Below are 24079 nucleotides of genomic sequence, written 5' to 3' on the forward strand. Positions count from 1 at the left end.
AGGCCCGGTGCATAAAGCATCGCGGTAACGGTTTAGGAAGCGGCATGGCGAAACAAGCAGCGGCACCCGATGCCACCGAAGCTCCGGAAAAGGAAGACACGGCCGATACGCCGTTGATCGACGCTTCCGTTGCCGCGATCAAGCGCATGCTGACCCGCGCCAAGGAGCGCGGCTACGTCACCTACGACGAGATCAACGCGGTGCTGCCGCCGGAGCAGGTTTCCTCCGAGCAGATCGAAGACACCATGGCCATGCTCTCTGAAATGGGCGTGACCATCGTGGAGTCGGAAGAGCAGGAAGACGCCCAGCCGGAGAAGGAAGAGGCCGAGGCCGAAACGCCTGAGGGCGAAGCTGGCGAAACCGCCGGCCCGAAGGCTGAGTCCGACCGCACCGACGATCCGGTGCGCATGTATCTGCGCGAAATGGGTTCGGTGGAGCTGCTGTCGCGCGAAGGCGAAATCGCCATCGCCAAGCGCATCGAAGCCGGCCGCGAGAAGATGATCTCGGCGATCTGCGAAAGCCCGCTGACCATCCAGGCCATCGTGCAGTGGCGCGACGACCTGGTGGAAGGCCGCCTGCTGCTGCGCGACGTGGTGGATCTGGAAGCCACCATGGGCGGCGGCGTGCCTGAGAGCGGGCTGGAAGAGGAAGAGGAAGCGGCCGCGGCGGAAGCAGCCGGCCAACCGTCCAAGCTCGACCCGAAGCCGCTGGCCAAGCCGGAAACCGCGCCGAAGCTGGTGGTGAAGGCCGAGGCCCCGAAGGCCGCCGGGCTGCCGGGCGGCGCCCCGGTCGGCCCCGATGGCGCCCCGGCGCCGGAGGAAATGGACGAGGACGACGAGGCCAATCTCTCGCTCGCCGCCATGGAAGCGCAGCTCAAGCCGCAGGTGCTGGAAGCCTTCGACGCCATCGCCAAGCATTACAAGAAGCTGCAGAAGACCCAGGAAGAGCGCCTGCAATCGGCGCTGGCGCATGAAGCCATCGATCCGAAGCGCGAGAAGGCCTACCAGAAGCTGACCCATGAAATGGTGCGGCTGATGGAATCGGTGCATCTCAACAACACCCGCATCGAAAGCCTAGTCGAGAATCTCTACGGCCTGAACAAGAAGCTGATGATGCTGGAAGGCCGCATGCTGCGCATCGCGGAGGGCTACAAGATCCCGCGCGAAGAGTTCATCAAGCAGTACGAGAATAACGAACTCGATCCGAACTGGCTGTCCAAGGTCGGCAAGGTCAAGGGCCACAAGAACTGGCCGCGCTTTGCTGAATCCGGCGCCGCCCAGGTCAAGCCGATCCGCAACGAGATCGCCGTGGTGGCCACCCAGATCGGCCTGCCGGTTTCCGAGTTCAAGCGCATCTACAAGCAGGTGCGCGAGGGCGAGCGCGAAGCCAGCATGGCGAAGAAGGAGATGGTGGAGGCCAACCTGCGCCTCGTCATCTCGATTGCCAAGAAATACACCAACCGCGGCCTGCAATTCCTCGATCTGATCCAGGAAGGCAATATCGGCCTGATGAAGGCGGTGGATAAGTTCGAATACCGCCGCGGCTACAAGTTCTCCACCTACGCCACCTGGTGGATCCGGCAGGCGATCACCCGCTCGATCGCCGATCAGGCGCGCACCATCCGCATCCCGGTGCACATGATCGAGACGATCAACAAGCTGGTGCGCACCAGCCGCCAGATGCTGCACGAGATCGGCCGCGAGCCGACGCCGGAAGAACTGGCGACCAAGCTTGGCATGCCGCTGGAGAAGGTGCGCAAGGTGCTCAAGATCGCCAAGGAGCCGATCAGCCTCGAAACGCCGATCGGCGACGAGGAGGATTCGCATCTCGGCGATTTCATCGAGGACAAGAACGCCGTTCTGCCGCTCGATGCCGCGATCAATTCCAACCTGCGCGAAACCACCACGCGGGTGCTGGCCACCCTCACCCCGCGCGAGGAACGCGTGCTGCGCATGCGCTTCGGCATCGGCATGAACACCGACCATACGCTTGAGGAAGTCGGCCAGCAGTTCAACGTCACCCGCGAGCGTATCCGCCAGATCGAGGCCAAGGCGCTCAGGAAGTTGAAGCACCCGAGCCGCTCGCGTAAATTGCGCTCGTTCCTGGATACCTGAGGCGCGTTAAGCGCCTCGGGCATGATACCTGAGGGGTCAGCCCCTCAGGCACCGGGCCTGTAGCTCAACTGGTTAGAGCCGGCCGCTCATAACGGTCTGGTTGGGGGTTCAAGTCCCTCCGGGCCCACCATTTTCCTGCCGGTTTCCGCTGCGTTTCGCAGCCGCCGTCACAGTTTCCGGCGCTTTTCCGCCCTCCCCTGTTCCGGGTTGGTGGGGCTATACTGGTATCTGTACGCCGCGCCAGATGAGCCAGAAGAGACCGCCCCATGCCAACCGATGCCGGTCCGAGTCCCCCTGATCAGAAGCCACCCGCCGCTCCCCAGCGCCCGCTGCCGCGCAAGCTGACCACGATCTTCTGCGCCGATGTGCAGGGCTACAGTGCCCAGGTGGAGGCCGACGAGGTCGGCACCGTGCAGCGGCTCAAGCTCTATCGCGGCGAGATGATCCAGGAGATCGAGCGCCATCATGGCCGGGTGGTGAATACCTGGGGCGATGGCCTGCTGGCGGAATTCTCCTCGCCAGTGGAAGCCGTGTTCGCCGCCGTGGAGGCGCAGCGCCGCGTCGCCGCACGCAATGCGGCGCTCAAAATTGATGCGCCCGGCACACCGGCGCTGCAATTCCGCATCGGCATCAATCTCGGCGACGTGATGGTGGATGGCGACGACCTGCTCGGCGATGGCGTGAACATCGCCGCGCGGCTGGAATCGCTGGCCGAGGCCGGCGGCGTGTGCATTTCCGGCACGGTGTTCGAGCAGGTGCGCAAGAAGCTGGATTTCGGCTTCGACTTCATCGGCTCGCGCGAGATCAAGAATATCGCCGAGCCGGTGCCGGCCTATCGCATCCAGGTGGATGAAGCCGCCCGCGCCAGCGCCCAGCCGCCACTACGCCCGCAGCAACCTATGCGCCAGCAACCGCAGCAGGATGAAGCAGGCGGCGAACCTTTGGATACAGCGCAGGCGATCCGCAAATGGCGCCGCAATGCCATGCGCGGCGCCGTGGTGATCACCTTCCTGGCGCTGATCAACCTGTTCACCAGCCGCCACAGCATCTGGTTCCACTGGCCGCTGCTGGGCGTGTGCGTGATGCTGGCGCTGCGCTATCCCTACGGCGTCGATCCGCGCCGCATGTGGCCGCTCTGGCGCCAGGATTAGCGCCTGTTTAGATCAATGTGACGTATTCTGGCGCAACGCTACAATTTTACATATCACACGGTTAAATATCGCTAATGCCTTGCAGACGTTAGCGGATTGTCACTGGGTCAAAATTATTCCCGGGTCTAGAGGGGAGTTACCGGACAGGCGCAGGACGCGCTTGCCCGCCAAACACCTGGCATTCCGGAGACCCCCATGTTGCGCTTCCTGAACAACACCAAAATCCTCACCCGTATCGCGGCTCTGCTTATCCTGATGTCATTCGCCACCATCGGCGTTGGCGTTATGGCCCGCTACATCATCGATGTCTCCGACCAGGTGACCGATGACATGGCGAATGCCGCGACCCGCGCGCTGTACAGCGATAATGTATTCGCCCTGAGCCAGACCGCGATCGCCGATTCCCGCGGCCTCTATATGGCGACCACGCCAGAGGAAACCGAGCGCTACGCGAAAGCCATCGAAGCGACCCTGAGTGAGATGGACATCAAGCTCAATGCCTGGGGGAAGATTCAGCCTGCCGACGAAAAGGCAAATTTCGCAGAGACCCGTCGCATGGTGGATGCTTTCGCAGCCTCGCGTCACGAAATCTCGCGCATTGCCCGCACCGAAGGAGCACTGGCGGCGCGCACCTACCAAACCCGGCCGGAAGTTGGCGCCGTGCGCGATGCCGCCGTGACTAACCTGCGCAATACCGCCACCACCCTGAACAAGGCGGTAAACGATTTGAACGACAACGTGACGGTGCTTTACCGTCAGCAGCGCGTGATGCTGCTGATTGCTGTGGCGGCTGCCGTGACGATCGGCCTGCTGATTGGCGGCTTCACCGCCATCGGCACTATCATCCGCCCGATCCGCGCCATGACCGGCACCATGACCACGCTGGCCGGCGGCGATACCACGGTTGCCGTGGATGGCGCCCAGCGCAAGGACGAGATCGGCGCCATGGCCCGCGCGGTGCAGGTGTTCAAGGACAACATGATTGCCCGCGAGAAGGCGGAAGCCGATATCGCCGAGCAGCGCCGTGTCACCGAGGCGCAACGCACCGAGCGCGAGGCCCGCGAGCGCAAGGCGATCGAGGAAATCTCCCAGCTTTGCGACAAGGCTTCGGCTGGCGACCTCGGCACGCGGCTGAACGAGACCGGCAAGGAAGGCTTCCTGCTCACCATCAGCCAGCAGCTCAACGGCCTTACCGGCATGTTGCAGCAGGTGACCGGCGAAATCGCCACTGTTGCCGGCGGCATGGCCCAGGGCGATCTGAGCAACGACATCCGTGGCAATTACCAGGGCGTGTTCGGTCAGCTCAAGATCGACATGAACCGCATGGCGGTGAAGCTGCGCCAGATTGCCGGCGATCTCGGCTCAAGTGCAGCCAATGTGAATGATGCGGCGGCGGAAATCTCCAGCGGCAGCCAGGATCTGGCGCAACGCACCGAGGCACAGGCTGCCGCCATCGAGCAAACCGCGGCATCGATGCATGAAATCACCACCACGGTGAAGCAGAATGCCGATAATGCGCAGGCCGCGAACCAGCTGGCCGAAACCGCCCATGGCGCGGCCGAAAATGGTGGCAAGGTGATGCGCGATGTGGTGAGCGCGATGGGCGAGATCGAGACCTCGGCCACCCGCATCACCGATATCGTCGGCCTGATCGACGAGATCGCCTTCCAGACCAACCTGCTGGCACTCAATGCCAGCGTGGAAGCGGCGCGTGCCGGCGAAGCCGGTAAGGGCTTCGCTGTCGTGGCGCAGGAAGTGCGGGCGCTGGCGCAGCGTTCCGCCAATGCCTCGAAGGACATCAAGGCGCTGATCAACCAGTCCAACGCCCAGGTGCGCGAAGGCGGCAAGCTGGTTGGCGAAGCCGGGCGCAGCCTGGAGGATATCGTCAAGGCGGTGCAGAAGGTCTCCACCATTGTTGCCGAAATCGCTGCCGCCAGCCGCGAACAGGCACTGGGCCTGGAGCAGATCAACACTGCCGTCGGCTCGATGGATGAAATGACCCAGCGCAACGGCGCCCTGGTGGAAGAAACCTCGGCTTCGGCCCAGGCGCTTTCCAACCAGGCCAGCGACCTGGCGAAACTGGTCAGCTTCTTCAAGGTCGGGCGTCCCCAGACGCTGGCCCGGGCGGCCTGAACAGGAGGCATGAAACATGGAAACCTTCGACGCCCTGCTGGTGACGCTTGGTGAGCAGGCCTATGCCCTGCCGCTGCTGCAGATTCAGGAAATCCGCGGCTGGACCACTGTCTCCCCGCTGCCCAGTTGCGATCCAAGCTGCCTCGGGCTGCTGAACCTGCGCGGCCAGGTATTGGCGGTACTGGACGCCCGCCTGCTGATGGGCAAGCCGGCCCCTGCCCCCAAGCCGCAGGATGTGATCGTGGTGGCGGTGCTGGATGGCAAGCCTTTTGGCCTGCTGGTTGATAGCGTGTCCGATATCATCATCATCGACACCGAGCAGATCACCCGTGCCGAAAGCGGCGAAGCCTGGTCATCCCGGCTGGTGGATGGCGTGGCCAGCATCGGCGACAAGCTGGTGCCGATGATCTCGCTGCAGCATATCGGCAGTCAGCAGACGGGCGCCCAGCCCCCTGCTCTGCCACAGGCGGCATAATCCGTTCTAGGCCGCCTTGCCTGCTACCGAAAACAGCAGCGCAAGGCCCCAGAACAGCACAGCCAGCAGCATGGCGAACAGCGCATAGCGCAGATAGGTCTCATGCAGCGCCTGAGCGATCAGGCGCTGCGCGTGCACCGGCAGCAGGTCGATCTGACGGCCGAGCAGGATCCAGACTTCCGTATGCTTGTAGGAGGCCCGGCGCACGATCTGCGCCTTCAGCACCAACACGGCCGCCACCAGCATGGTGAGAATGGCGCCGCTTTTCAGCGACAGCACCGGCTCGTAGATCAGGCCGATCATGGTGCACCAGATCGCCAGCGCGGCGAAGAAACAGCCACGCCCCACCGAGAGGCCGGCCAGGCGGCGGATGCGCTGGTCGATGGCCTCGATATCTTCTTCCATCCGAATCCGTCAGATCAGGCCGGGCAGGGTGAGCAGGAAGGCAGCGCCGAGCCACACCAGCATCGACAGGGTATCGGTCATCTGCCGGCCGGTGAAACGCTCGAACAAGGCCGCCGGCACACCGGAGACGATCAGCGTGGAGATAGAGACGATCAGAGACGTGCCATAGAGAATGGCGATGGGGGTCTGCGGCGCGAATTCCGGCATCCAGACCGGCGCCCAGAGGAATACCAGCGGCACGATCGGCGAAACAAAGCCATTGATCAGCGTGACGCCGAGCACAGCAACGAAAAGCGTTTGCGTGTTCAGCATGGCGTCAATTCCCCAGGGTCGGCGCCAGGCCGTAGCGCGCGAACAGCACATAAGCGACATAGCGCAGCAGGAAGGCCCAGAAGGCCGTGACCAGGGGCAGGATGCGCGGCAGCACGAAAGCCGGCGTGAAGAAGCCGACGAAAAGCACCGGCCAAGCGGTGAGGCGCACGAACCAGCGATAGATGTAGTTCGGGCTGTCGGGTGGCAGGAAGGCGCTCATCAGGAAGCGACCGACGCAGGTCCAGCCAATTGTCGCCAAGCCATAGGCAACGATCCAGAAGGGCAGAAAATCCCAGAAAAAGTCAGGCTTCGCGGGCATCGACAAACCTTGTTTACAAACGCAGGAAATCTGCGGGCAAAAAGAAAGCGGCGGGGATCATCATACGATCCCCGCCGCCTGTTACAAGCCAGTGACGCCGATTAGTGGCTCACGGCATCGCGTGCATCAGCCAGCTTCACCTCACCAGCCGGAACACGGATGGAGTCGATGAAGTCCTGCATTTCCTTGGACGGCGCAGCGGTGAACAGGCTCACCACATAGGTGGTGATGAACGCCGCCGGAATACCGAACAGGCCACAGGAGATGTTCTTGACGCCAAACCAGAGCGGTGCGCCATAGAACTGCGTGGTGACGAGGTAGTACACGCAGACGCCGTAGCCCACGATCATGCCGGCAACCGCCGCGCTGTTCGTGGTCCGCTTCCACCAGATGCCCATGACCAGCGCCGGGAACAGGCCCGATGCCGCAATCGAGAAGGCCCAGGCCACCATCGCAAGGATGGTAGAGGGCTTGGTCGAAGCGACATAAGCCGAGGCGATGGCGACGACGATCAGCAGCACGCGGCTGATGATCAGACGACGGGCAGTGGGTGCCTGCGGGTTGATCATGCGGAAGTAGATGTCATGACTCAACGCGTTGGCGATGGCCAGCAACAAGCCATCAGCGGTGGAGAGCGCCGCCGCCAGGCCACCAGCGGCCACCAGGCCGGCAATGACGTATGGCAGACCGGCAATTTCCGGTGTGGCAAGCACGATGGCATCCGCAGCGATACGGAACTCATTGAGCTGCAGGATACCGTCCGCGTTGCCCTTCACGCCTTTGCAGAGCGCGTAGATCGTATCGGCATTGGCGGCATCGCAAGCGCCGACCAGGCCGATAGCACCCCACGACTGCACCCAGGCAGGCAAGGCAGTGATCTGCTGACCAATCACGTTCTGATACACTTCCAGCTTCGCGAAAGCCGCGTAGGACGGCGCCGTGAAGTAGAGCAGGAAGATGAAGAACAGCGACCACGCCACCGACTTGCGGGCATCACGCACGCTCGGGGTGGTGAAGTAGCGCATCAGGATGTGCGGCAGGGCGGCGGTACCGACCATGAGACAGAAGATCAGGGCGAAGAAGTTCAACCCGTCGGTGAAATTCATCTGTCCCTTGGCATCGGCAAAGACGGCGGTGTGGCCCTTGACCACGCCCAACGTCTTTTCCAGCACCTCGATCTTTTCCAGCGCCTGACCATACATGATCTGCGGGATCGGTACGCCCGTGGTCTTGGCCGAGAGGATGACCACCGGGATCAGGTAGGCGATGATCAGGATGATATACTGCGCCACCTGGGTCCAGGTGACCGCACGCATACCGCCCAGCATCGAGCAGACCAGAATGCCGGCGAGGCCGACGAACACCGCGACCTCGAACGAAATCCCGAGGAAGCGCGAGGCGATGATGCCGACACCGAAGATCTGCGCCGTCACATAAGTGAAGGACGCGGAGATCAGCACGATCACACCGGCGAAGCGGGCCAGATTGCCGCCGTAACGGGCACCGAGGAAGTCCGGCACCGTATACTGGCCGAACTTGCGCAGATACGGCGCCAGCAGGATCGACACCAGCAGGTAGCCGCCGGTCCAGCCGAGCACGAAGGCGAGGCCATCGTAGCCGAGCAGGTAGAGCGAACCGGCCATGCCGATGAACGACGCGGCACTCATCCAGTCGGAACCGGTGGCCATGCCGTTGTAGAGCGCCGGCACGCGCCGGCCGGCAACGTAGTATTCACCCATCTCGGCGGTGCGCGAGATCACACCGATCAGCGCGTAGACGCCGATGGTCATGAACACGAACAGGTAGCCGATCACCTGGTTCGACACACCCATCCGCTCAAGGATGGCAAGGAAAACCACGAAGGCGGCGAAACCGCCGGTATAAATACCGTAGATCCTGCCGAGGTTATTGATGAAACCGCCACTTTGCGAATTGTTAGCCATGGCTGTGCGTCCCCTTATTCTTCTTCAGCCACGCCGAACTCTTCATCGATCTCGTTCTGCTTACGGGCAAACCAGAACAGCGACACGACGAAGATGATCAGCGAGCCCTGCGCGGCCATGTAGAAGCCGAGCGGGAAACCGATGATGCGGATGCTGTTGAGCTGCGGCGCGAAGAAATGCACGCCGAAGCCCGCCAGGAACCAGATCGCCAGCATGGTCCACATCAGCCCCGACGTGCGGGACCAATAGGCTTGAGCCTTATCCGGTGAGAGTTGAGTCATATTTGGCGCTCCTACCCCTTTAGGTTTGTGTTGTTGTTGAGACAGCGCATGGAGAGGCATTACGAACCCCTCGAATCCTCCCCAATGTCACGCAAACTATAACCACCATGTAAACTTTGACTTATTAGACCAAGGTCGAAAGTCTAATGCGAACGATTTTTCCTTTCTGTATAAATCTTTAGTAAATTCATACCGGGATGGGTGAATTTCCCGTGCATGGCGCCGTCCGCGCGGTTAAACCGGACGAAAAGTCGGGGAGTGAAAATGGACCAGGGATTGGCCGAGCGCGGCCTGCTGCAGCGCAGCATCGATTTCTTCTTTCCGCCCAAGGTGGCCGACATCGCCGCGCTGCGGCAGTTCGTTGCCGGCGAGGCCGCCTACCTGGCGCAGAAATCGGTGATCGGCTATTGCCGCGTGAAGACCCTGCTGGCCTTCGAGAAGCTGATGAAGGAGAAGATCTTCACCGAGCTGCTGGAAATCTGCCGCTGGGAAGCCTTCTCCATGACCCTGGCCGATACCCTGATCGTCGCCGAAGGCTGCCTGCGGCCGGCGGATATGAGCGCACGGCAAGCCTTGGCAGCGCATCTGGCGCAGCTTTATGGCGATATCCTGAACGAGCATAAGCCGCCGCACCGCCCCGACGGCTGGGCCGACCGCATCGCGGCGTTTCAGGCCCGCTTCGCCCTCAGCAGCCAGGCCGCGCCACAGCCGCCCGAGCAGGTGATCAAGGATACCGCCGCGCTGATCCTGGAACTGGCGCCGATCCACACCAAGCTGAAGCGCAACGACCTTGAGGTCATTGCCGGCGATCTCGGTTTCAACATGGTGGCTTTGCGCACCAGCATGGGCAAACGCTTCCGCGCCGACGACCTGCTCGCCGCCATCACCCGCCTGCCCGCCGCAGCCTGAACTTCCAGCCCCGCGCCTTGCCACGATGCAATCCCGATTGGCACCAAACACAATTACAGATTGTTTACACTATTTATACATCAGACATAATTTTTTCCAGTGCCGATAAACCTGAAACTCGACGCCAGAGGCATAGTTTGTTTACATATAATTTATACTAAATCATAAAATAATTACATCAAATCAATATCTTATAACCACTCCAGGCTAGACTTTGGTTGAATGGCGACGCCCCCCGAATGGGGCTAATCCTGCGCCTGAACTGCCGTCGCCACACTCGTGGAGATTTAACAACAACCGGCAGCTAGGGAGATTTCAGACTCATGACCGAACTAGCCATGCAACAGGAGCGCAGCTCGCGCATGCTGACCAAGGAGGAGCGCAAGGTCATCCTGGCGTCCTCCGCCGGCACCATCTTCGAATGGTACGACTTCTACCTCTATGGCTCGCTGGCGGGGATCATCGGCGCCCAGTTCTTCTCCTCCTTCCCGGAGGCGACCCGTAACGTCTTCGCGCTGCTGGCCTTTGCCGCCGGCTTCCTGGTGCGCCCGTTCGGCGCCCTGTTCTTCGGCCGTCTGGGTGACATGATCGGCCGCAAATACACCTTCCTCATGACCATCCTGATCATGGGTTCGTCCACCTTCCTGGTCGGCCTGTTGCCCGGCTATAACAGCATGGGTGCCGCAGCCCCGATCATCCTGATCGCGCTGCGCATGCTGCAGGGTCTGGCCCTGGGCGGCGAATATGGCGGTGCCGTGGTCTATGTGGCCGAACACGCCCCGCGCAACCAGCGCGGCTACTTCACCTCCTGGATCCAGACCACCGCGACGCTGGGCCTGCTGCTCTCGCTGCTGATCATCCTGGTGGTGCGCACCTATACCGGCGAAAAGGACTTCGCCGAATGGGGCTGGCGCATCCCGTTCCTGCTCTCGATCTTCCTGCTCGCCATCTCGCTCTATATCCGTCTGTCGATGGAAGAGAGCCCGGCGTTCAAGAAGATGAAGGAGGAGGGCCGCCATTCGAAGGCGCCGCTGGCGGAAGCCTTCGGCCAGTGGAAGAACGCCAAGTTCGCCCTGCTCGCCCTGCTCGGCCTCGTCGCCGGCCAGGCCGTGGTGTGGTACACGGGCCAGTTCTACGCCCTGTTCTTCATCCAGTCGGTGCTGCGTGTTGACCTGTTCACCTCCAACATCCTGATCGCCTGGTCGCTGATCCTCGGCACTGGCGGCTTCATCGTGTTCGGCGCGCTGTCGGACAAGATCGGCCGCAAGAAGATCATCCTGGCGGGCTGCGTGCTGGCCGCGATCACCTATTTCCCGGTGTTCAAGTTCATCACCGCCACCGCCAACCCGATGCTGCATGCCGCGCATCAGCGTTCTGAAGTGGTGGTGATTGCCGCGAAGGATGACTGCTCGTTCCAGTTCAACCCGACCGGCACCTCGAAGTTCACCTCATCCTGCGACAATGCCCGCTCGCTGCTGGCCCGCTCGTCGGTGAACTACCATGTCGAGAACGCACCGGCTGGCTCCGTCGCCAAGGTGAAGATCGGTGACAAGGAGATCACCTCCTACGACACCACCAAGCTGACTGGCGACGCCGCCAAGGCGGTACCGGGTGCGTTCACCGCCGCGATCAACGCGGCCCTGGCTGATGTCGGCTACCCCGCCCCGGGCAAGCCGAATGACAGCGTCGTCAAGGTGACCAGCTTCTTCGGCGTGTTCAACGGCCAGGCTTTCCCGCTGGTGCTGGCGCTGACCTATCTGGTCATCCTGGTCACCATGGTATATGGCCCGATCGCGGCGGCGCTGGTGGAACTGTTCCCCACCCGCATCCGCTACACCGGCATGTCGCTGCCCTACCATATCGGTAACGGCTGGTTCGGCGGCCTGCTGCCGGCGACCTCGTTCGCGATGAACGCGGAATCCGGCAATATCTACTTCGGCCTCTGGTATCCGATCATCATCGCGCTCGCGACCGTGGTGATTGGTGCGCTGTTCGTGCCGGAAAACAACGGCAAGGACATCACCGCCGACTAAGGCCGGCGGCTTAAGCTTCCTGCTTAACAGGCCCCGCCCGGAGCGATCCGGGCGGGGTTTTATTTTGCCGTTATGCCGCATACAGTCTGCGGATCATGGCCCGTCCGACATCCTTGCCGCGCCGGCTGCTGCAATCCTGGCGCAACCGCTTCGCCGCCCAGCGCCGCGCGCCGGAAACCGGGCCGGGCCTGCCCCTCACCCTGTCGCTGCATGACCTGCCGCTGGCGGCACTGGATACCGAGACCACCGGGCTCAATCCGGCGCGCGACCGCATCGTCAGCATTGGCGGCCTGCATTGGCGCGGCGACCGTGCCGAGGGCGCCCTGCTCGACCTGCTGCTGCATCCCGGCCGCCGGATTCCCGCCAGCGCCACGGCGATCCATGGCATCGATGATGCCATGGTGGCTACCGCACCGCCCTTCGCCCTGGTCAATGGCGCGGTGCAGGGTTTCTGGCGCCATCGCGTATTGCTCGGCCACAATATCGGCTTCGATCTGGCGCTGCTGCGCGAGGAAGCGGCACGGGCGCGGACAAGTTTTCAGCCGCCGCCGGCCGTGCTGGATATCGGCCTGCTTTATGCCGGCCTGCATCCGCGCAGCCGTGATTGCGGTATCGAAGCCATCGCCGGCCATCTCGGCCTGCGCGTCGAAGGCCGCCATTCCGCCACCGGCGATGCCGAGACGGCGGCCAGGCTGTGGTGCGCGCTGCGGCCGCAGCTGATCGGCCATGGCATCGGCACGCTCGGTGGCGCCCAGGCGGTGATGCGCCGGGCACGCGACCTGATCGACGGCCAGCAGCGCGCCGGCTGGGCGATTGATCTGGTATTGCCGCATGTCTGAGCCCGGCGGGATGACTCCGCAATTGCGCGACCTGATGCCCTACCGCCGGCGCCTGGCCGACGTGATGCGCCAGCCCGCCACCAGTGTCGATGCCGACGCCCCGCTTGTGGCTGCGGCACAGATGATGACGGCGGAGAATATCGGTGCCCTGCTGGTGCGCCGCCATGATCAGGTGGTGGGCATCCTCACCGAACGCGACCTCACCCGCGCCCTGGCGCAGCATGGCGCCGCCAGCGCATCCTTGAGCGCCGATGCGGTGATGACTGCGCAGATTGTCAGCCTGCCCGCCGACAGCCTGCTGTTCCGCGCCATCGGCCGCATGCGGCGCCTCAACCTGCGCTACCTGCCGGTGACCGACGGACGCGGCGCCTATATCGGCATGGTTTCCGCCCGTGCCCTGCTGCGCCAGCGCGCCGCCGAGGCGCAATCGGTGGCCGATGCCATCGAGGCGGCGACCACGGCGGAAGAACTCGGCGCCGCCCGCGCCAGCCTGCCGGCGCTCTGCCGCATGCTGCTGGAAGAAAAACTGGAGCCGGTGGAAATCGCCGCGGTGATCAGCGGCATCTACAGCGATATCACGGCGCGCGCCGCCGCCCTGGTGGAACAACACATGGCCCCGGCCCCCGCTCCCTGGTGCCTGCTGATGCTCGGCTCCGGCGGACGCGGCGAAAGCCTGCTGGTGCCGGATCAGGACAACGCCATCATTCATGCCGGCAGCAGCGAGGATGATGGCTGGTATGCCCGCGCCGGCACCGAGCTTTCCGATCTGCTCAATGCCGCCGGGATTCCCTATTGCAAGGGCGGCGTGATGGCGATGAACACCGCCTGGCGCGGCGCCCAGGGACAATGGCGCGCCCGTGTCACCGAATGGGTGCGGCGCCATTCGGCGGAAGCCCTGCTCAATGTCGATATCTTCTTCGACCTGCAGCCGATCCATGGCGAGCGGCGGCTGGGCGAGAATCTGCGCCGCGAGGCACTGGCGGCGGCACGCGCGTCACCGCTGTTCCTGCGCCTGCTAGCGGAACAGGCGGCCCAGATTCATCCCGCCATCGGCCTGTTCGGCCGCCTGCGCGAGAAAGCAGGGCTGATCGACCTCAAGCTCGGCGGCCTGCTACCTCTGGTCAGCGCCGCGCGCTGCATGGCGCTGAAACTCGGCCTCACCGAAACCGGCACCCAGGCCCGGCTGCGCGCCGCCGCCGCGCGTGGCCTGATCGAAACCGCTGATCTGGAGGGCCTGCTGCAAGCCCATGACCTGATCCTGCGGCTGCTGCTGCGGCAGCAGTTCAATGCCATCGCCGCCGGTACGGCACCGGGCAGCAGCCTGCCGCTGGACCAGCTGCCGCGCCAGGACCGCGCCAGGCTGAAGGCGGCCCTGCGCCATCTCGAATTGCTGCCCGACATGGTGCAGAACGTGCTCACCGCGCCCGCTACCGCTTGATCAGGATCAAGGCGGTAAAGCCGCTGCTGCCGCGATGATGGTATCAGCCAAGGGGCCGGACCCTTAAGGAGATACTGTTATGAGCGCCTATCAACTGGTGAACCGCCATGTGCAGGCCGCCCTGGCGGAAGCAGCACAAGCCGCCATCGCACCGGATGTGGTGGCCACCAACCTGCTGGCGGAAGCCGTGCGCATCCTGAAGGAACAGCGCCAGCCCGAGGATGTGCGCTCGGCGCTGCAATTCGCCATCGACAATCTGGAAGACCGCGACTGGGAATTCATGCGGCCTTAGCCGCTCCTTATTCGTCATGCCCGGATCAAATCTACGGGTGTCCAGTTTAATTTTCCAAGAATAGCCCCTGACCTTACCCCACAACAAAAACCGTCATGCCCTGCGGAGGCAGGGCATCCACGAGTTACTTTTATTTCAGTCGATTAAGGAAAAACTCGTGGATGCTCCGCCGGAGCCTGTGCTCGGGTCGGCCTTCGGCCGAGCCCGGGTGCGGAGCATGACGGCTTTGAGTATGGGAGGAATGAGCATGATCTTGCGCGATCCGTGTTCGAAAGCATCAAGGGTCTGAAATCCGAGCTTTCACTTGCGGTTTCATCGCGGCAGAAAAAGCCAAACTGAGCCCCTGTAGATTTGATCCGGGCATGACGCAGTATGGCAGGACTTCACACCTGCTCCGCCAGCTTCTTCGGCGCCACCTGGCGGTAGCTGCGGCGCACCAGTTCGGCCACTTCGCGCCAATCGGCCTTGCGGTCGATCCACATGCCGATCCAGCCTTTCGGGCCGAAATACGGCGGCACGAAGAAACGCTCCGGGTCGGCGCCGACCAGAATCTCCTGGCTGCCGGGCAGGCCCTTGCACCAGAAAGCCAGACGTCCGTCTCGCGCCACTTCCATGGCGAAAATCTTGCCGCGCACACGATAGGTCGGCAGGTCCCAGGTTTCCTGCTCGATGGCCTCAGGCAGGCCGAGGCAGATGTCGCGCAGGCGCTGGCCCGGTGACTTGGCGGCTTTTGCTTTCGCCATCAGAACAGACTCCCCTGCCGGGCATCTTTCGCGGGCGGCTGGAACAGATCGCTGCGCAGCCGCAGGCGGCTGGTGTTGAAGCCGAGCTTGCGCGTGGCCAGCATGAAGCGTTGCGCCACCAGTTCCATGTAAGGCCCCTCGCCGCGCATGCGGTTGCCGAATTGCGGCACATAATCTTTGCCGCCGCGCGCTTCCTGGATCATCTTCATCACCCGCGCGGCGCGGTCAGGATAATGCTCGGCCAGCCATTCGCGCCACAGCTCCTTCAATTCCAGCGGCAGCCGCAGCATGACATAGCCGGCCTCGCGCGCGCCGGCGGCATGGGCCTCGGCCAGAATGCCCTCGATCTCCATGTCATTCAGCATCGGGATGATAGGCGCCACCATCACGCCCACCGGGATGCCGGCATCGGCCAGCATGCGGATCGCTTCCAGCCGTTTCGGCGGTGTCGAGGTGCGCGGCTCCATCCTGCGCGCCAGCTGGCGGTCCAGTGTGGTGACGGAGAGGAAGATCTTCACCAGGCCATCGCGTGCCATGTCCTTGAACAGATCAATGTCGCGGGTGACGAGATGATTCTTGGTGACGATGCCGAGCGGATGCCGGGTTTCGCGCAGCACCTCGACGATCTGCCGCGTGATGCCGAGTTCGCGCTCCACCGGCTGATAGGGATCGGTGTTGGTGCCCATGCTGAGGGTCGCCACGCGATAGCTGCGGCTGGCGAGTTCCTGGCGCAACAGGCTGGCGGCGTTGCGCTTCACCATGATCTGGGTTTCGAAATCCAGCCCCGGCGAGAAGCCGAGATAGGCATGGCTCGGCCGCGCGAAGCAGTAGACGCAGCCATGCTCGCAGCCGCGATAGGGATTGATCGAGCGGTCGAAGGGAATATCGGGCGACTTGTTCCAGGCGATGATGCTGCGGGTGGTGTCGTCATGCAGCACGGTCTTGAGCGGCTCGACTTCATCCCACACGCCCCAGCCATCATCCTGGCGCTCACGCCGCAGCGTATCGTAGCGGCTGCCGACATCGCTCAAGGCGCCCCGGCCGCGCCGGGCATCCGGGCGGGCCTGGTCGGCCTCGGTGGCTATGGCGCGGGGGGTGATCTTCTTCAACGGGGCGCTCCGGCCCCGCCATGGTCAGCGGAGCGGCTTAACTGGGTTTGCGGCGCTCATGTTCGCGCAAACGAGGGAACAATTCAACAAAATTACAGGGACGATGGCGGTAATCAAGCTGGTCTTTAAGAATTAAATCCCATGCATCGCGGCAAGCACCAGGGGAACCCGGCAGCGCGAAGAGGTAGGTGCCGCGCGTCACGCCCGCCGTGGTGCGCGACTGGATGGTGGAGGTGCCGATCTTCTGGAAGCTGAGCATGCGGAACAGCTCGCCGAAGCCGGGAATCGATTTCTCATACAGCGCCTCGAAAGCCTCGGGCGTCACGTCGCGACCGGTGACGCCGGTGCCGCCGGTGGAAAGCACCACGTCGATGCCCTCATCCGCGATCCACTCTCTCATCTTGGCCTGGATCGCCGGAATATCGTCGGTGACGATGGCGCGCGCCGCCAGTTCATGGCCGGCCTCGGTCAGGCGGTCCACCAGGGTCTGGCCGGATTTGTCATCGGCGGCATTGCGCGTATCCGACACCGTGAGCACGGCGATACGGCAGGGAATGAAGCGGCGTTCGGGCTTGGCTTCGGTCATGGCACACTCTGTGATGAAGGCTGCACGGGGAGCTGTAATGGAGGGCTGCAACGAGCGGACTGTAATGTGGTTACAGAGCCAGCCTGCGCCATCAATACGCCATGATCAAGCCGCAGCCTCGTGGCATGGTTTCATCACGAGACCGGTTGGTTGGGACCAGTTCCCTTGAGGAGATGTGTCATGAACAGGCTTTTCGCGCGCGGCAGGATGCTGACGCTGGCTGCCACCGCCGCCCTGCTGGCAGGTCTGGCGCTGGCACCGCAGCCGGCCGCAGCCGACAGCTTTTCCTTCGGCTATTCCAGCGGCCCGTGGCATAGCCGGCCCTGGTACGACAACCACTACCGCCACGGCCCGCGCCATGGCTATCGCGACAGCTACGCCTATCGCGGCGGCTATTGGGGCCCGCCGGCCTATCGCCCGCGCGTTGTCGTGGTGCAGCCGCCGCCGGTGCGCTATTACGCGCCGCCGCCGCCGGTGGTCTATGCGCCCGCGCCCTATGGCGGGCCGAATATCTCCGCCGTGCCGGCCTCGCCGGTCTATCAGGCGCAGAACGGCCAGTATTGCCGCGAATACCAGGCCACCGTGGTGGTGGCCGGCGTGCCGCAGGCAAGCTATGGCACCGCCTGCCTGATGCCCGATGGCGCCTGGCGCGTGGTGAACTGACAGGCGTGAACTGACAGGCCGTGTACTGATCGGCGAGAACTGATCGGGTGAATGGTGCCAGGAATGCCGCAGCGGCGGCCTGGCTGGGGTGCCTGGATTCGAACCAGGGATGGCGGTACCAAAAACCACTGCCTTACCGCTTGGCTACACCCCAGCAATACCGCAGACCGGCTTGGCACCGGCCTCCGTAGGCGGAGCGGAAGATAGTCGGAAGCCCCCTGTTTTTCCAGCCCCAGGGCCGGCAATGGTAAACTTTGCCGGACGCGCTGGCTTGTTTTGCACTCTTGCCTCGACCCGCCTAGGATGCGGTGGAACAACGGAGGCAACCTTGCCCGACCGAAGCCCTCTCCCCCGCGATCCGACACCTGACGGGCAGCAACCGAACATGGTGGCATTCGGCCATGTGGTGGCGGCGCCTTTGCGGGAACTGCTGGCCTTTTACCTTGGCAAACGGGCCGGGGCCAAAGTACCGAAACGCTCCAGCATCAGCCCGGTGGATTTCCGCAATCTGCTCTCCGGCGTGTTTCTCTATGAGTATGACCGCGCCAACACCGACTTCCAGGTAAGACTGGCCGGCAACGATATCCGCGAGATGGTGCAGACCGTGCGCCAGGGCTCGCGCCTCGACGAGATGTTTCCGCCCGAAGCGGCGGCGGCGGTGCGCCAACGCTATGCCAGGGTCTGCGACGAAATATGCGTGATGCATAATATCGGGCAGGTATTCGAGAAGCTGGGCGGCACCGGCCATGGCGAGCGCATCGCCCTGCCGCTGTCCGATGATGCCGGCGATGTGCGCTTTCTGATCGGCGCCACGGTTTACGATCTCGGCCGCTCGGCGGAGATCAGGCCCGGCACAGAAAAAGTCACGATCACCTTCACGCCGCTCTAGATCGCGGTCGCCACCACCCACCAATCGGGATGCGCGCGGGCCAGCATACGCGCGGCATGCTCCGCCAGGCGCTGTTCCGCGAAGAAACCGAAGCAGGTGGCGCCCGAGCCGGAGAGCCGGGCCAGCAGGCAGCCGCTCTGCGCCTTCAATGCCGCCAGCACCGGATCAATGGCGCTGCTCAAGAACCGCGCCGGCGCTTCCAGGTCGTTGCGCCGCTCGCGCAGCAGGATCGCCAGATCGGCGGCGCTGGCCGGCGGGCGCGGCAGCGGCTGCGCCGGCCCCGTGGCGCCATTCAGCGCCATGAATACCTCGCGCGTCGGCAAGGCAATGCCGGGATTAACCAGCACCAGCCAGGCCGGCGGCAGGCTATCCAGCGGCGCCACCTGCTCGCCGATGCCGGTCATCACCGCCGGCTTGCCCTGCACGCAGACCGGCAGATCGGCGCCAAGCCGCAGGCCGATCCGCGCCAGGGCTGCCGTATCATGGCCAAGCCGCCATTGCTCATTCAGCAGATGCAGCACGGCTGCCGCATCCGCCGAGCCGCCGCCGATGCCGGAAGCGACGGGCAGGTTCTTGGTCAAGGTCAGCTTGGCGCCGAGTGGGTTCCCATCGCGCCGCAGGTCGCCGCGCAGCAGGTGCGCCGCCCGCAGCACCAGATTGCCGTCATCGGCTGCAAGCCCGGCGGCGAAAGGCCCGTCGATGGCGAGCGTCAGATCAGCGGCGGGCGTCACCGTCACGCGGTCGGCGGCGGCTTCGTCACGGGCGAATACCACCAGGCTTTCCAGTTCGTGGTAGCCATCGGGCCGCCGCGCGGTGATATGCAGGAACAGATTGACCTTGGCCGGCGCCAGGCGCCAGGCGCCCCGCACGCCCGCTGCTTCAGACACGGTTACTTCTGCGCAACCGGATCAAGGCCGGTTTCGAGCTTGCGGCGGATCTGCTGTTCCAGTTCGGCCTCGGGCTTGAGGCCGAGCGCGCGGCGCCACTGGAACTGTGCCTCGGCGCGGCGGCCGACCTTCCAGTAGGCATCGCCGAGATGGTCGGTGATCACCGGATCGCCGCCCTTCAGTTCCACGGCGCGCTCAAGCTGCACCACCGCTTCGTCATAGCGGCCGACGCGGTAATAGGCCCAGCCGAGTGAATCGACGATGGCCCCATCATTGGGCCGCAACGCCACGGCACGGCGGATCATGTCAGTGGCGCGGTCGATGTTGCGGTTCATATCGACCCAGGTATAGCCGAGATAGTTCAGCACCATCGGCTGTTCCGGCTGCAATTCCAGCGCCTTCAGCATGTCCGGCTCGGCCTTGGCCCATTGCTTCGAGCGTTCATAGGTGATGCCGCGGCTGAACAGCAGGATCCAGTGGCGGTTCTCGATCACCGGGATGCGCTCGAAGGCGGCGGTGTATTCATTCGCCGCCTCCTGCCAGCGTTCCATCTGGCGATAGAGGTCGCCCAGCGTGATCAGCGGGCGCGGATCGCTGCGGCGGTCGCGCGCGATCTTGCGCAGCATGCGCACGGCGGCATCGTGGTTGCCGTCCTCATTCATGCACCAGGCGATGCGCAGCTGCGCTACATCGGCGAAGGCGCCATCGGGCAGCACCTTGCCATAGGTCTGGATGGCGCGGTCCCATTGCTTGCGGCTCTCGTAGATATCGGCCAGCGTGACGCGGGCATCATCCAGATCCGGGCGCAGCGCCAGGGCAAGCTGGAGATGCAGTTCGGTCAGTTCGCCGCCATCGTTGCGGCCAAACGCGGTGGCCGCCGCCAGCAGGCTTTCGGCAAAGCCTTCATTGGCATTGCCGATCATCGGCGCGACATTGCTGCTCGGGCTGCGCAGCCGGCGCTCGGCGCGGGTGAGCGTGCCGTTATCGGGATTGAGCTTGAGCTGCGCGGCGATGATGGCGCGGGCTTCATTGGCGCGGCCCTGGCGCTCCAGGAAACGGGCATAGGCATCGGCCATGCGGATGCCGACGCGTTCCGGCTTGGCCAGCGCCTCGCGGTAGTCCGCCTCGGCCTCGCGGGTGCGGCCAAGCAGCTCCAGCAGCATCGGCTTCAAGTGATCATGCACGCCGCCGAATAGCGGGTTGCGATCCAGCCGCCCCAGCGCCTCAAGCGCACGGTCGGCCTCGCCCTTGCCGGCATAGGCCCAGGCGGCGATCAGCGGGTTGAAGGCGGAATGGATACCCGAGGTCGGCCCTTCCGCCACCACGCGCAAGGCCGAGTCATAGTCGCGCCGCAGCATCGCGCCGGTAACCACCGAGATGCGCGCCATATGGTCGGCGGGATTGTTGTCGCGTAGCACCGGCGCCAGTTCCAGCGCCTGCGGCACGCGGCCATCGGCCAGCAGCGACAGGAAGGCGCCCTGCGCCAGCAGGCCGGAGCGCGGCTCCTCGCTCAGCGCCTTGAGGTAATAATCGGCAGCAGCCGTGTAATCGAAGCTGAGGCGGGCATGGCGCGCGGCCAGGAAATGGCCATAGGGCGACAGCATGTCGGATGGTTCCGACACCACCATGTCCACAGCCGGGGCCGGCTGCGGCGCCCGCGTAGTGCAGGCCGAAAGCAGCAGCGGCGCCAGCAGAACCGCCAGCGCCGCGCGATACTTCATCCCCTGGTATTTGATCCGGGGCAAACCCGAGCCAGGGTTCCGGCTGTAGCTGGTCGTGACGTTCGCTTCGGCCGGACGCATCAAGCTGCCTCGTGTTTTGAGAGACTACATATTCGGGTAGTTCGGGCCGCCGCCACCTTCCGGCACGGTCCAGTTGATATTTTGAGCCGGATCCTTGATGTCGCAAGTCTTGCAGTGAACACAATTTTGCGCGTTGATCTGGAACCGGGGATTGCTGCCATCGGCTTCCCGCAGCACTTCGTACACGCCCGCCGGGCAGTAGCGCTGGGCTGGCTCGTCATAAAGCGGGAGATTCTGGGCAATCGGGATGCTCGGGTCCTTCAGCCGCAGATGGATCGGCTGATCTTCCTCATGGTTGGTCGAGGACAGGAACACCGAGGACAGCTTGTCAAAGCTGATCTTGCCGTCCGGCTTCGGATACTGGATCGGCTTGCATTGCGCCGCCGGCTTCAGCGTCTCATGGTCCGCCTTGCCATGCCGGGAAGTCCAGCCGACCAGGAAGCCGAGGCCGAGGTCGTTCAGCCACATATGGGCGCCGCCGATCAGGGTGCCGAGCCACATGCCGTATTTCAGCGCCGGCTTGACGTTGCGGACCTTCCACAGGTCCTTCCAGATCCAGCTTTCGCGCACCGCCTCGTTATAGTCGGCCAGTTCGACGCTGCCATCCGAGCCGCCCTTCAGCGCCTCGAAAGCCGCTTCCGCCGCCAGCATGCCGCTCTTCACGGCGTTGTGGCTGCCCTTGATGCGCGGCACGTTGACGAAACCAGCCGAGCAGCCGATCAGCGCGCCGCCCGGGAAGTTCAGCTTCGGCACCGATTGCAGGCCGCCTTCGTTGATGGCGCGGGCACCATAGGCGATGCGCTTGCCGCCTTCGAAATATTCGCGCACGGAGGGATGCGTCTTGAAGCGCTGGAATTCATCGAACGGCGAGAGATAGGGATTCTCGTAGTTCAGGTTGACCACGAAGCCGACGGCAACCTGATTGTCTTCCAGGTGATACATGAAGCTGCCGCCGGCGGTGCTGCTGTCCAGCGGCCAGCCCTGCGTGTGCACCACCAGGCCCGGCTTGTGCTTGGCCGGATCGATCTGCCACAGCTCCTTGATGCCGATGCCGAACTTCTGCGGATCGACGCCATCGCGCAGATTGTACTTCTGCTGGATTTCCTTGGCCAGCGAACCGCGCACGCCCTCGGCGATCAGCGTATACTTGGCACGCAGTTCGACGCCGGGCGTATAGCCGCCCTTCTTCTCGCCATCGCGGCCGATACCCATGTCGCCGGTGGCGACGCCGACCACTTCGCCCTTGTCGCCATAGAGCACTTCGGCGGCGGCGAAGCCCGGGAAGATTTCAACGCCGAGTTCTTCCGCCTGGCTCGCCAGCCAGCGGCAGACATTGCCGAGCGAGACGATGTAGTTGCCGTGATTGTCCATCAGCGGCGGCAGCATGAAATTCGGGATATAGATGTGGTTCGCTTCGGTCAGGATCAGGAAGCGGTCCTCGGTCACCGGCGTGTTGAGCGGTGCGCCCTTTTCCTTCCAGTCCGGAATCAGCTCGTTCAGGCCGATCGGATCGACCACGGCACCGGACAGGATATGCGCGCCGACTTCGGAACCCTTCTCGATCACGCAGACCGAGATGTCGTGGTCCTGCTCGGCGGCAAGCTGCTTGAGACGGATGGCGGCGGACAAGCCGGAGGGGCCGGCTCCCACCACCACCACATCATATTCCATAGTTTCGCGTTCCATCCCGCACCTATTTGCTGGTCTTCTGGCACTGTTGACGATTGGCCCCTGCTTACCAGACAATATTGCCCAAGCCAACGGCGCCGGGCCAGGACACCCTTATGCATACTAACGATCTAGCCGGGGAGACCCTCAGCGCCGGCGCGCTGCTGCGTTTCTATGTCGAATCCGGCGCGGATGAGTGCATCGGCGATGTGCCGATGGACCGCACCCAGGCACCCCCGCCGCGAGCGCCCGCGCCCGCGCCCCGACCTGCGGCAACAGGGCCGGCTGCGAACAGACCTGCCGCAGCGAAACCCGCCGCTTCCGGTGCACCCGTATCTGGCCAAGCCGTGCCTGATGGGGCAGCCTTCAGCTTCACGCCTTCGGCGCCACCGGTGCGCGCGCCGGTCTCGCCCGCGCTGATTTCAGCCCAGGCAGCGGAAAGCGCCGCCACCAAGGCGGCCCAGGCCTGCAACAATGTGGAAGACCTGAAAGCCGCCGTCGCCGCCTTCGAAGGCTGCGCGCTCAAGGCCACCGCCACCAACACCGTGTTCTCGCGCGGCAACCCGGCGGCGCCAATCATGCTGATCGGCGAGGCGCCAGGGCGTGACGAGGATGCCCAGGGCGCCCCCTTCGTCGGCCAGAGCGGCCAACTGCTCGACCGCATGCTGGCGGCGATCAACCGCGACGAGAGCAACGCCTATATCTCCAACGTGATCTTCTGGCGCCCGCCGGGCAACCGTGATCCGTCGCCGGAGGAAATCATCGCCTGCCGCCCCTTCGTCGAACGCCATATCGCGCTGGTGCGGCCCAAGGTGATCGCGCTGGTGGGGCGCCATGCCGCCGCCACCCTGCTCGGCACCAGCCAGGGCATCACCCGCCTGCGCGGCAACTGGCATGTCTACGCCAAGGATGGCTTGAGCATTCCGGCCTTGCCGATGCTGCATCCGGCCTATCTGCTGCGCCAGCCCGGCATGAAGCGCGAAGCCTGGCGCGACATGCTGAGCCTGGCGATGAAGCTTGAGGAACTCGGCGGGTGAATTTGGTTGAGCCGTACACCCATGCCGTCATTCCCGCGAACGCGGGAATCC

General features: G+C 63.9%; 23 protein-coding genes and 2 tRNA genes. 13 read left to right on the forward strand and 12 right to left on the reverse strand.

Annotation, left to right across the window (positions count from 1 at the left end):
* Positions 1-44: 44 nt before the first annotated feature.
* The 5 genes from rpoD to ACQY7X_RS21880 all read left to right on the forward strand — a co-directional run bounded on the left by rpoD (position 45) and on the right by ACQY7X_RS21880 (position 5873).
* Positions 45-2114, forward strand: coding sequence for an RNA polymerase sigma factor RpoD (rpoD, locus tag ACQY7X_RS21860; protein ID WP_428247607.1), 2070 nt, complete (start codon positions 45-47; stop codon positions 2112-2114).
* A 53-nt stretch (positions 2115-2167) separates the two neighbouring features.
* Positions 2168-2244: transfer RNA gene (locus ACQY7X_RS21865), tRNA-Ile, on the forward strand.
* Between the two features lie 136 nt (positions 2245-2380).
* Positions 2381-3265 carry an adenylate/guanylate cyclase domain-containing protein gene (locus ACQY7X_RS21870; protein ID WP_428247608.1) on the forward strand — a complete coding sequence of 295 codons (885 nt, stop codon included), beginning with the start codon at positions 2381-2383 and terminating at the stop codon, positions 3263-3265.
* A 195-nt stretch (positions 3266-3460) separates the two neighbouring features.
* Positions 3461-5398, forward strand: coding sequence for a methyl-accepting chemotaxis protein (locus ACQY7X_RS21875; RefSeq protein ID WP_428247609.1), 1938 nt, complete (start codon positions 3461-3463; stop codon positions 5396-5398).
* 16 nt (positions 5399-5414) lie between these two features.
* The gene (locus tag ACQY7X_RS21880; protein WP_428247610.1) at positions 5415-5873 is read left to right on the forward strand and encodes a chemotaxis protein CheW; all 459 of its coding nucleotides are present in this window, start codon (positions 5415-5417) and stop codon (positions 5871-5873) included.
* 6 nt (positions 5874-5879) lie between these two features.
* On the opposite strand, the gene ACQY7X_RS21885 is transcribed toward ACQY7X_RS21880, so the two are convergent.
* The 5 genes from ACQY7X_RS21885 to ACQY7X_RS21905 all read right to left on the reverse strand — a co-directional run bounded on the left by ACQY7X_RS21885 (position 5880) and on the right by ACQY7X_RS21905 (position 9133).
* A complete protein-coding gene (locus ACQY7X_RS21885; protein WP_428247611.1) occupies positions 5880-6278 on the reverse strand; it encodes a hypothetical protein in 399 nt (132 codons plus the stop codon).
* 9 nt (positions 6279-6287) lie between these two features.
* Positions 6288-6590 carry a hypothetical protein gene (locus ACQY7X_RS21890; protein WP_428247612.1) on the reverse strand — a complete coding sequence of 101 codons (303 nt, stop codon included), beginning with the start codon at positions 6588-6590 and terminating at the stop codon, positions 6288-6290.
* 4 nt (positions 6591-6594) lie between these two features.
* Positions 6595-6909, reverse strand: coding sequence for a YggT family protein (locus tag ACQY7X_RS21895; protein WP_428247613.1), 315 nt, complete (start codon positions 6907-6909; stop codon positions 6595-6597).
* 101 nt (positions 6910-7010) lie between these two features.
* Positions 7011-8852, reverse strand: coding sequence for a sodium:solute symporter family protein (locus ACQY7X_RS21900; protein WP_428247614.1), 1842 nt, complete (start codon positions 8850-8852; stop codon positions 7011-7013).
* Positions 8853-8866: 14 nt separating this feature from the next.
* Positions 8867-9133, reverse strand: coding sequence for a DUF4212 domain-containing protein (locus tag ACQY7X_RS21905; protein WP_428247615.1), 267 nt, complete (start codon positions 9131-9133; stop codon positions 8867-8869).
* Between the two features lie 264 nt (positions 9134-9397).
* Here ACQY7X_RS21905 and ACQY7X_RS21910 point away from each other — a divergent pair, with 264 nt between their 5' ends.
* The 5 genes from ACQY7X_RS21910 (at position 9398) to ACQY7X_RS21930 (ending at position 14644) form a co-directional block, all read left to right on the forward strand.
* Positions 9398-10042 carry a hypothetical protein gene (locus tag ACQY7X_RS21910; protein ID WP_428247616.1) on the forward strand — a complete coding sequence of 215 codons (645 nt, stop codon included), beginning with the start codon at positions 9398-9400 and terminating at the stop codon, positions 10040-10042.
* A 323-nt stretch (positions 10043-10365) separates the two neighbouring features.
* Complete coding sequence (locus tag ACQY7X_RS21915) at positions 10366-12075, forward strand: MFS transporter (RefSeq protein WP_428247617.1); 1710 nt, start codon at positions 10366-10368, stop codon at positions 12073-12075.
* 95 nt (positions 12076-12170) lie between these two features.
* Positions 12171-12914, forward strand: a complete 744-nt coding sequence (locus ACQY7X_RS21920) for a 3'-5' exonuclease (protein ID WP_428247618.1) — start codon at positions 12171-12173, stop codon at positions 12912-12914.
* Positions 12907-14352: a DUF294 nucleotidyltransferase-like domain-containing protein gene (locus ACQY7X_RS21925; RefSeq protein ID WP_428247619.1), complete on the forward strand. Its 1446-nt coding sequence runs from the start codon at positions 12907-12909 to the stop codon at positions 14350-14352. Before ACQY7X_RS21920 ends, ACQY7X_RS21925 begins: the two co-directional genes overlap by 8 nt.
* 79 nt (positions 14353-14431) lie before the next feature.
* Entirely contained in the window at positions 14432-14644 is a 213-nt protein-coding gene (locus tag ACQY7X_RS21930; RefSeq protein ID WP_428247620.1) for a hypothetical protein, read from the forward strand.
* Between the two features lie 383 nt (positions 14645-15027).
* Here ACQY7X_RS21930 and ACQY7X_RS21935 read toward each other — a convergent pair whose 3' ends face one another.
* The 3 genes from ACQY7X_RS21935 to moaB are packed head-to-tail and all read right to left on the reverse strand — an operon-like array spanning position 15028 to position 17082.
* A complete protein-coding gene (locus ACQY7X_RS21935) occupies positions 15028-15387 on the reverse strand; it encodes an MmcQ/YjbR family DNA-binding protein (RefSeq protein ID WP_428247621.1) in 360 nt (119 codons plus the stop codon).
* On the reverse strand, positions 15387-16496 hold the full coding sequence (locus ACQY7X_RS21940; protein WP_428247622.1) for a PA0069 family radical SAM protein: 1110 nt from the start codon (positions 16494-16496) through the stop codon (positions 15387-15389). Before ACQY7X_RS21940 ends, ACQY7X_RS21935 begins: the two co-directional genes overlap by 1 nt.
* A 37-nt stretch (positions 16497-16533) precedes the next feature.
* Complete coding sequence (moaB, locus tag ACQY7X_RS21945; protein WP_428247623.1) at positions 16534-17082, reverse strand: molybdenum cofactor biosynthesis protein B; 549 nt, start codon at positions 17080-17082, stop codon at positions 16534-16536.
* A gap of 180 nt (positions 17083-17262) precedes the next feature.
* Between moaB and ACQY7X_RS21950 the strand changes: the two genes are divergently transcribed.
* Complete coding sequence (locus ACQY7X_RS21950; protein ID WP_428247624.1) at positions 17263-17745, forward strand: hypothetical protein; 483 nt, start codon at positions 17263-17265, stop codon at positions 17743-17745.
* A gap of 80 nt (positions 17746-17825) precedes the next feature.
* On the opposite strand, the gene ACQY7X_RS21955 is transcribed toward ACQY7X_RS21950, so the two are convergent.
* Positions 17826-17899 (reverse strand) — tRNA-Gln (locus ACQY7X_RS21955).
* Between the two features lie 231 nt (positions 17900-18130).
* Here ACQY7X_RS21955 and ACQY7X_RS21960 point away from each other — a divergent pair.
* A complete protein-coding gene (locus tag ACQY7X_RS21960; protein ID WP_428247625.1) occupies positions 18131-18634 on the forward strand; it encodes a PAS domain-containing protein in 504 nt (167 codons plus the stop codon).
* Here the strand turns inward: ACQY7X_RS21960 and ACQY7X_RS21965 are convergent.
* From ACQY7X_RS21965 to ACQY7X_RS21975, 3 genes are all read right to left on the reverse strand, one after another.
* Complete coding sequence (locus ACQY7X_RS21965; protein WP_428247626.1) at positions 18631-19521, reverse strand: 4-(cytidine 5'-diphospho)-2-C-methyl-D-erythritol kinase; 891 nt, start codon at positions 19519-19521, stop codon at positions 18631-18633. The genes ACQY7X_RS21960 and ACQY7X_RS21965 overlap by 4 nt on opposite strands.
* Before the next feature lie 2 nt (positions 19522-19523).
* Positions 19524-21242 (reverse strand): tetratricopeptide repeat protein, encoded by a 1719-nt coding sequence (locus ACQY7X_RS21970; protein WP_428247627.1) that lies wholly within the window; start codon positions 21240-21242, stop codon positions 19524-19526.
* A gap of 105 nt (positions 21243-21347) precedes the next feature.
* On the reverse strand, positions 21348-23009 hold the full coding sequence (locus ACQY7X_RS21975) for a 4Fe-4S dicluster domain-containing protein (RefSeq protein ID WP_428247628.1): 1662 nt from the start codon (positions 23007-23009) through the stop codon (positions 21348-21350).
* 329 nt (positions 23010-23338) lie between these two features.
* On the opposite strand from ACQY7X_RS21975, the gene ACQY7X_RS21980 reads away from it, so the two are divergent.
* A complete protein-coding gene (locus tag ACQY7X_RS21980; protein ID WP_428247629.1) occupies positions 23339-24028 on the forward strand; it encodes a uracil-DNA glycosylase in 690 nt (229 codons plus the stop codon).
* Positions 24029-24079: the final 51 nt, after the last annotated feature.

This window comes from Ferrovibrio sp., assembly GCF_965278975.1.
Taxonomy (GTDB): Bacteria; Pseudomonadota; Alphaproteobacteria; order Ferrovibrionales; family Ferrovibrionaceae; genus Ferrovibrio.

Coding starts and splice junctions, on each gene's coding strand:
- ACQY7X_RS21885 (WP_428247611.1), bottom strand. CDS start 6,278: ATGGAAGAAGATATCGAGGCCATCGACCAGCGCATCCGCCGCCTGGCC.
- rpoD (WP_428247607.1), top strand. CDS start 45: ATGGCGAAACAAGCAGCGGCACCCGATGCCACCGAAGCTCCGGAAAAG.
- ACQY7X_RS21895 (WP_428247613.1), bottom strand. CDS start 6,909: ATGCCCGCGAAGCCTGACTTTTTCTGGGATTTTCTGCCCTTCTGGATC.
- ACQY7X_RS21970 (WP_428247627.1), bottom strand. CDS start 21,242: ATGAAGTATCGCGCGGCGCTGGCGGTTCTGCTGGCGCCGCTGCTGCTT.
- ACQY7X_RS21950 (WP_428247624.1), top strand. CDS start 17,263: ATGAACAGGCTTTTCGCGCGCGGCAGGATGCTGACGCTGGCTGCCACC.
- ACQY7X_RS21930 (WP_428247620.1), top strand. CDS start 14,432: ATGAGCGCCTATCAACTGGTGAACCGCCATGTGCAGGCCGCCCTGGCG.
- ACQY7X_RS21875 (WP_428247609.1), top strand. CDS start 3,461: ATGTTGCGCTTCCTGAACAACACCAAAATCCTCACCCGTATCGCGGCT.
- ACQY7X_RS21910 (WP_428247616.1), top strand. CDS start 9,398: ATGGACCAGGGATTGGCCGAGCGCGGCCTGCTGCAGCGCAGCATCGAT.
- ACQY7X_RS21975 (WP_428247628.1), bottom strand. CDS start 23,009: ATGGAACGCGAAACTATGGAATATGATGTGGTGGTGGTGGGAGCCGGC.
- ACQY7X_RS21925 (WP_428247619.1), top strand. CDS start 12,907: ATGTCTGAGCCCGGCGGGATGACTCCGCAATTGCGCGACCTGATGCCC.
- ACQY7X_RS21915 (WP_428247617.1), top strand. CDS start 10,366: ATGACCGAACTAGCCATGCAACAGGAGCGCAGCTCGCGCATGCTGACC.
- moaB (WP_428247623.1), bottom strand. CDS start 17,082: ATGACCGAAGCCAAGCCCGAACGCCGCTTCATTCCCTGCCGTATCGCC.
- ACQY7X_RS21870 (WP_428247608.1), top strand. CDS start 2,381: ATGCCAACCGATGCCGGTCCGAGTCCCCCTGATCAGAAGCCACCCGCC.
- ACQY7X_RS21890 (WP_428247612.1), bottom strand. CDS start 6,590: ATGCTGAACACGCAAACGCTTTTCGTTGCTGTGCTCGGCGTCACGCTG.
- ACQY7X_RS21920 (WP_428247618.1), top strand. CDS start 12,171: ATGGCCCGTCCGACATCCTTGCCGCGCCGGCTGCTGCAATCCTGGCGC.
- ACQY7X_RS21900 (WP_428247614.1), bottom strand. CDS start 8,852: ATGGCTAACAATTCGCAAAGTGGCGGTTTCATCAATAACCTCGGCAGG.
- ACQY7X_RS21880 (WP_428247610.1), top strand. CDS start 5,415: ATGGAAACCTTCGACGCCCTGCTGGTGACGCTTGGTGAGCAGGCCTAT.
- ACQY7X_RS21960 (WP_428247625.1), top strand. CDS start 18,131: ATGGTGGCATTCGGCCATGTGGTGGCGGCGCCTTTGCGGGAACTGCTG.
- ACQY7X_RS21905 (WP_428247615.1), bottom strand. CDS start 9,133: ATGACTCAACTCTCACCGGATAAGGCTCAAGCCTATTGGTCCCGCACG.
- ACQY7X_RS21935 (WP_428247621.1), bottom strand. CDS start 15,387: ATGGCGAAAGCAAAAGCCGCCAAGTCACCGGGCCAGCGCCTGCGCGAC.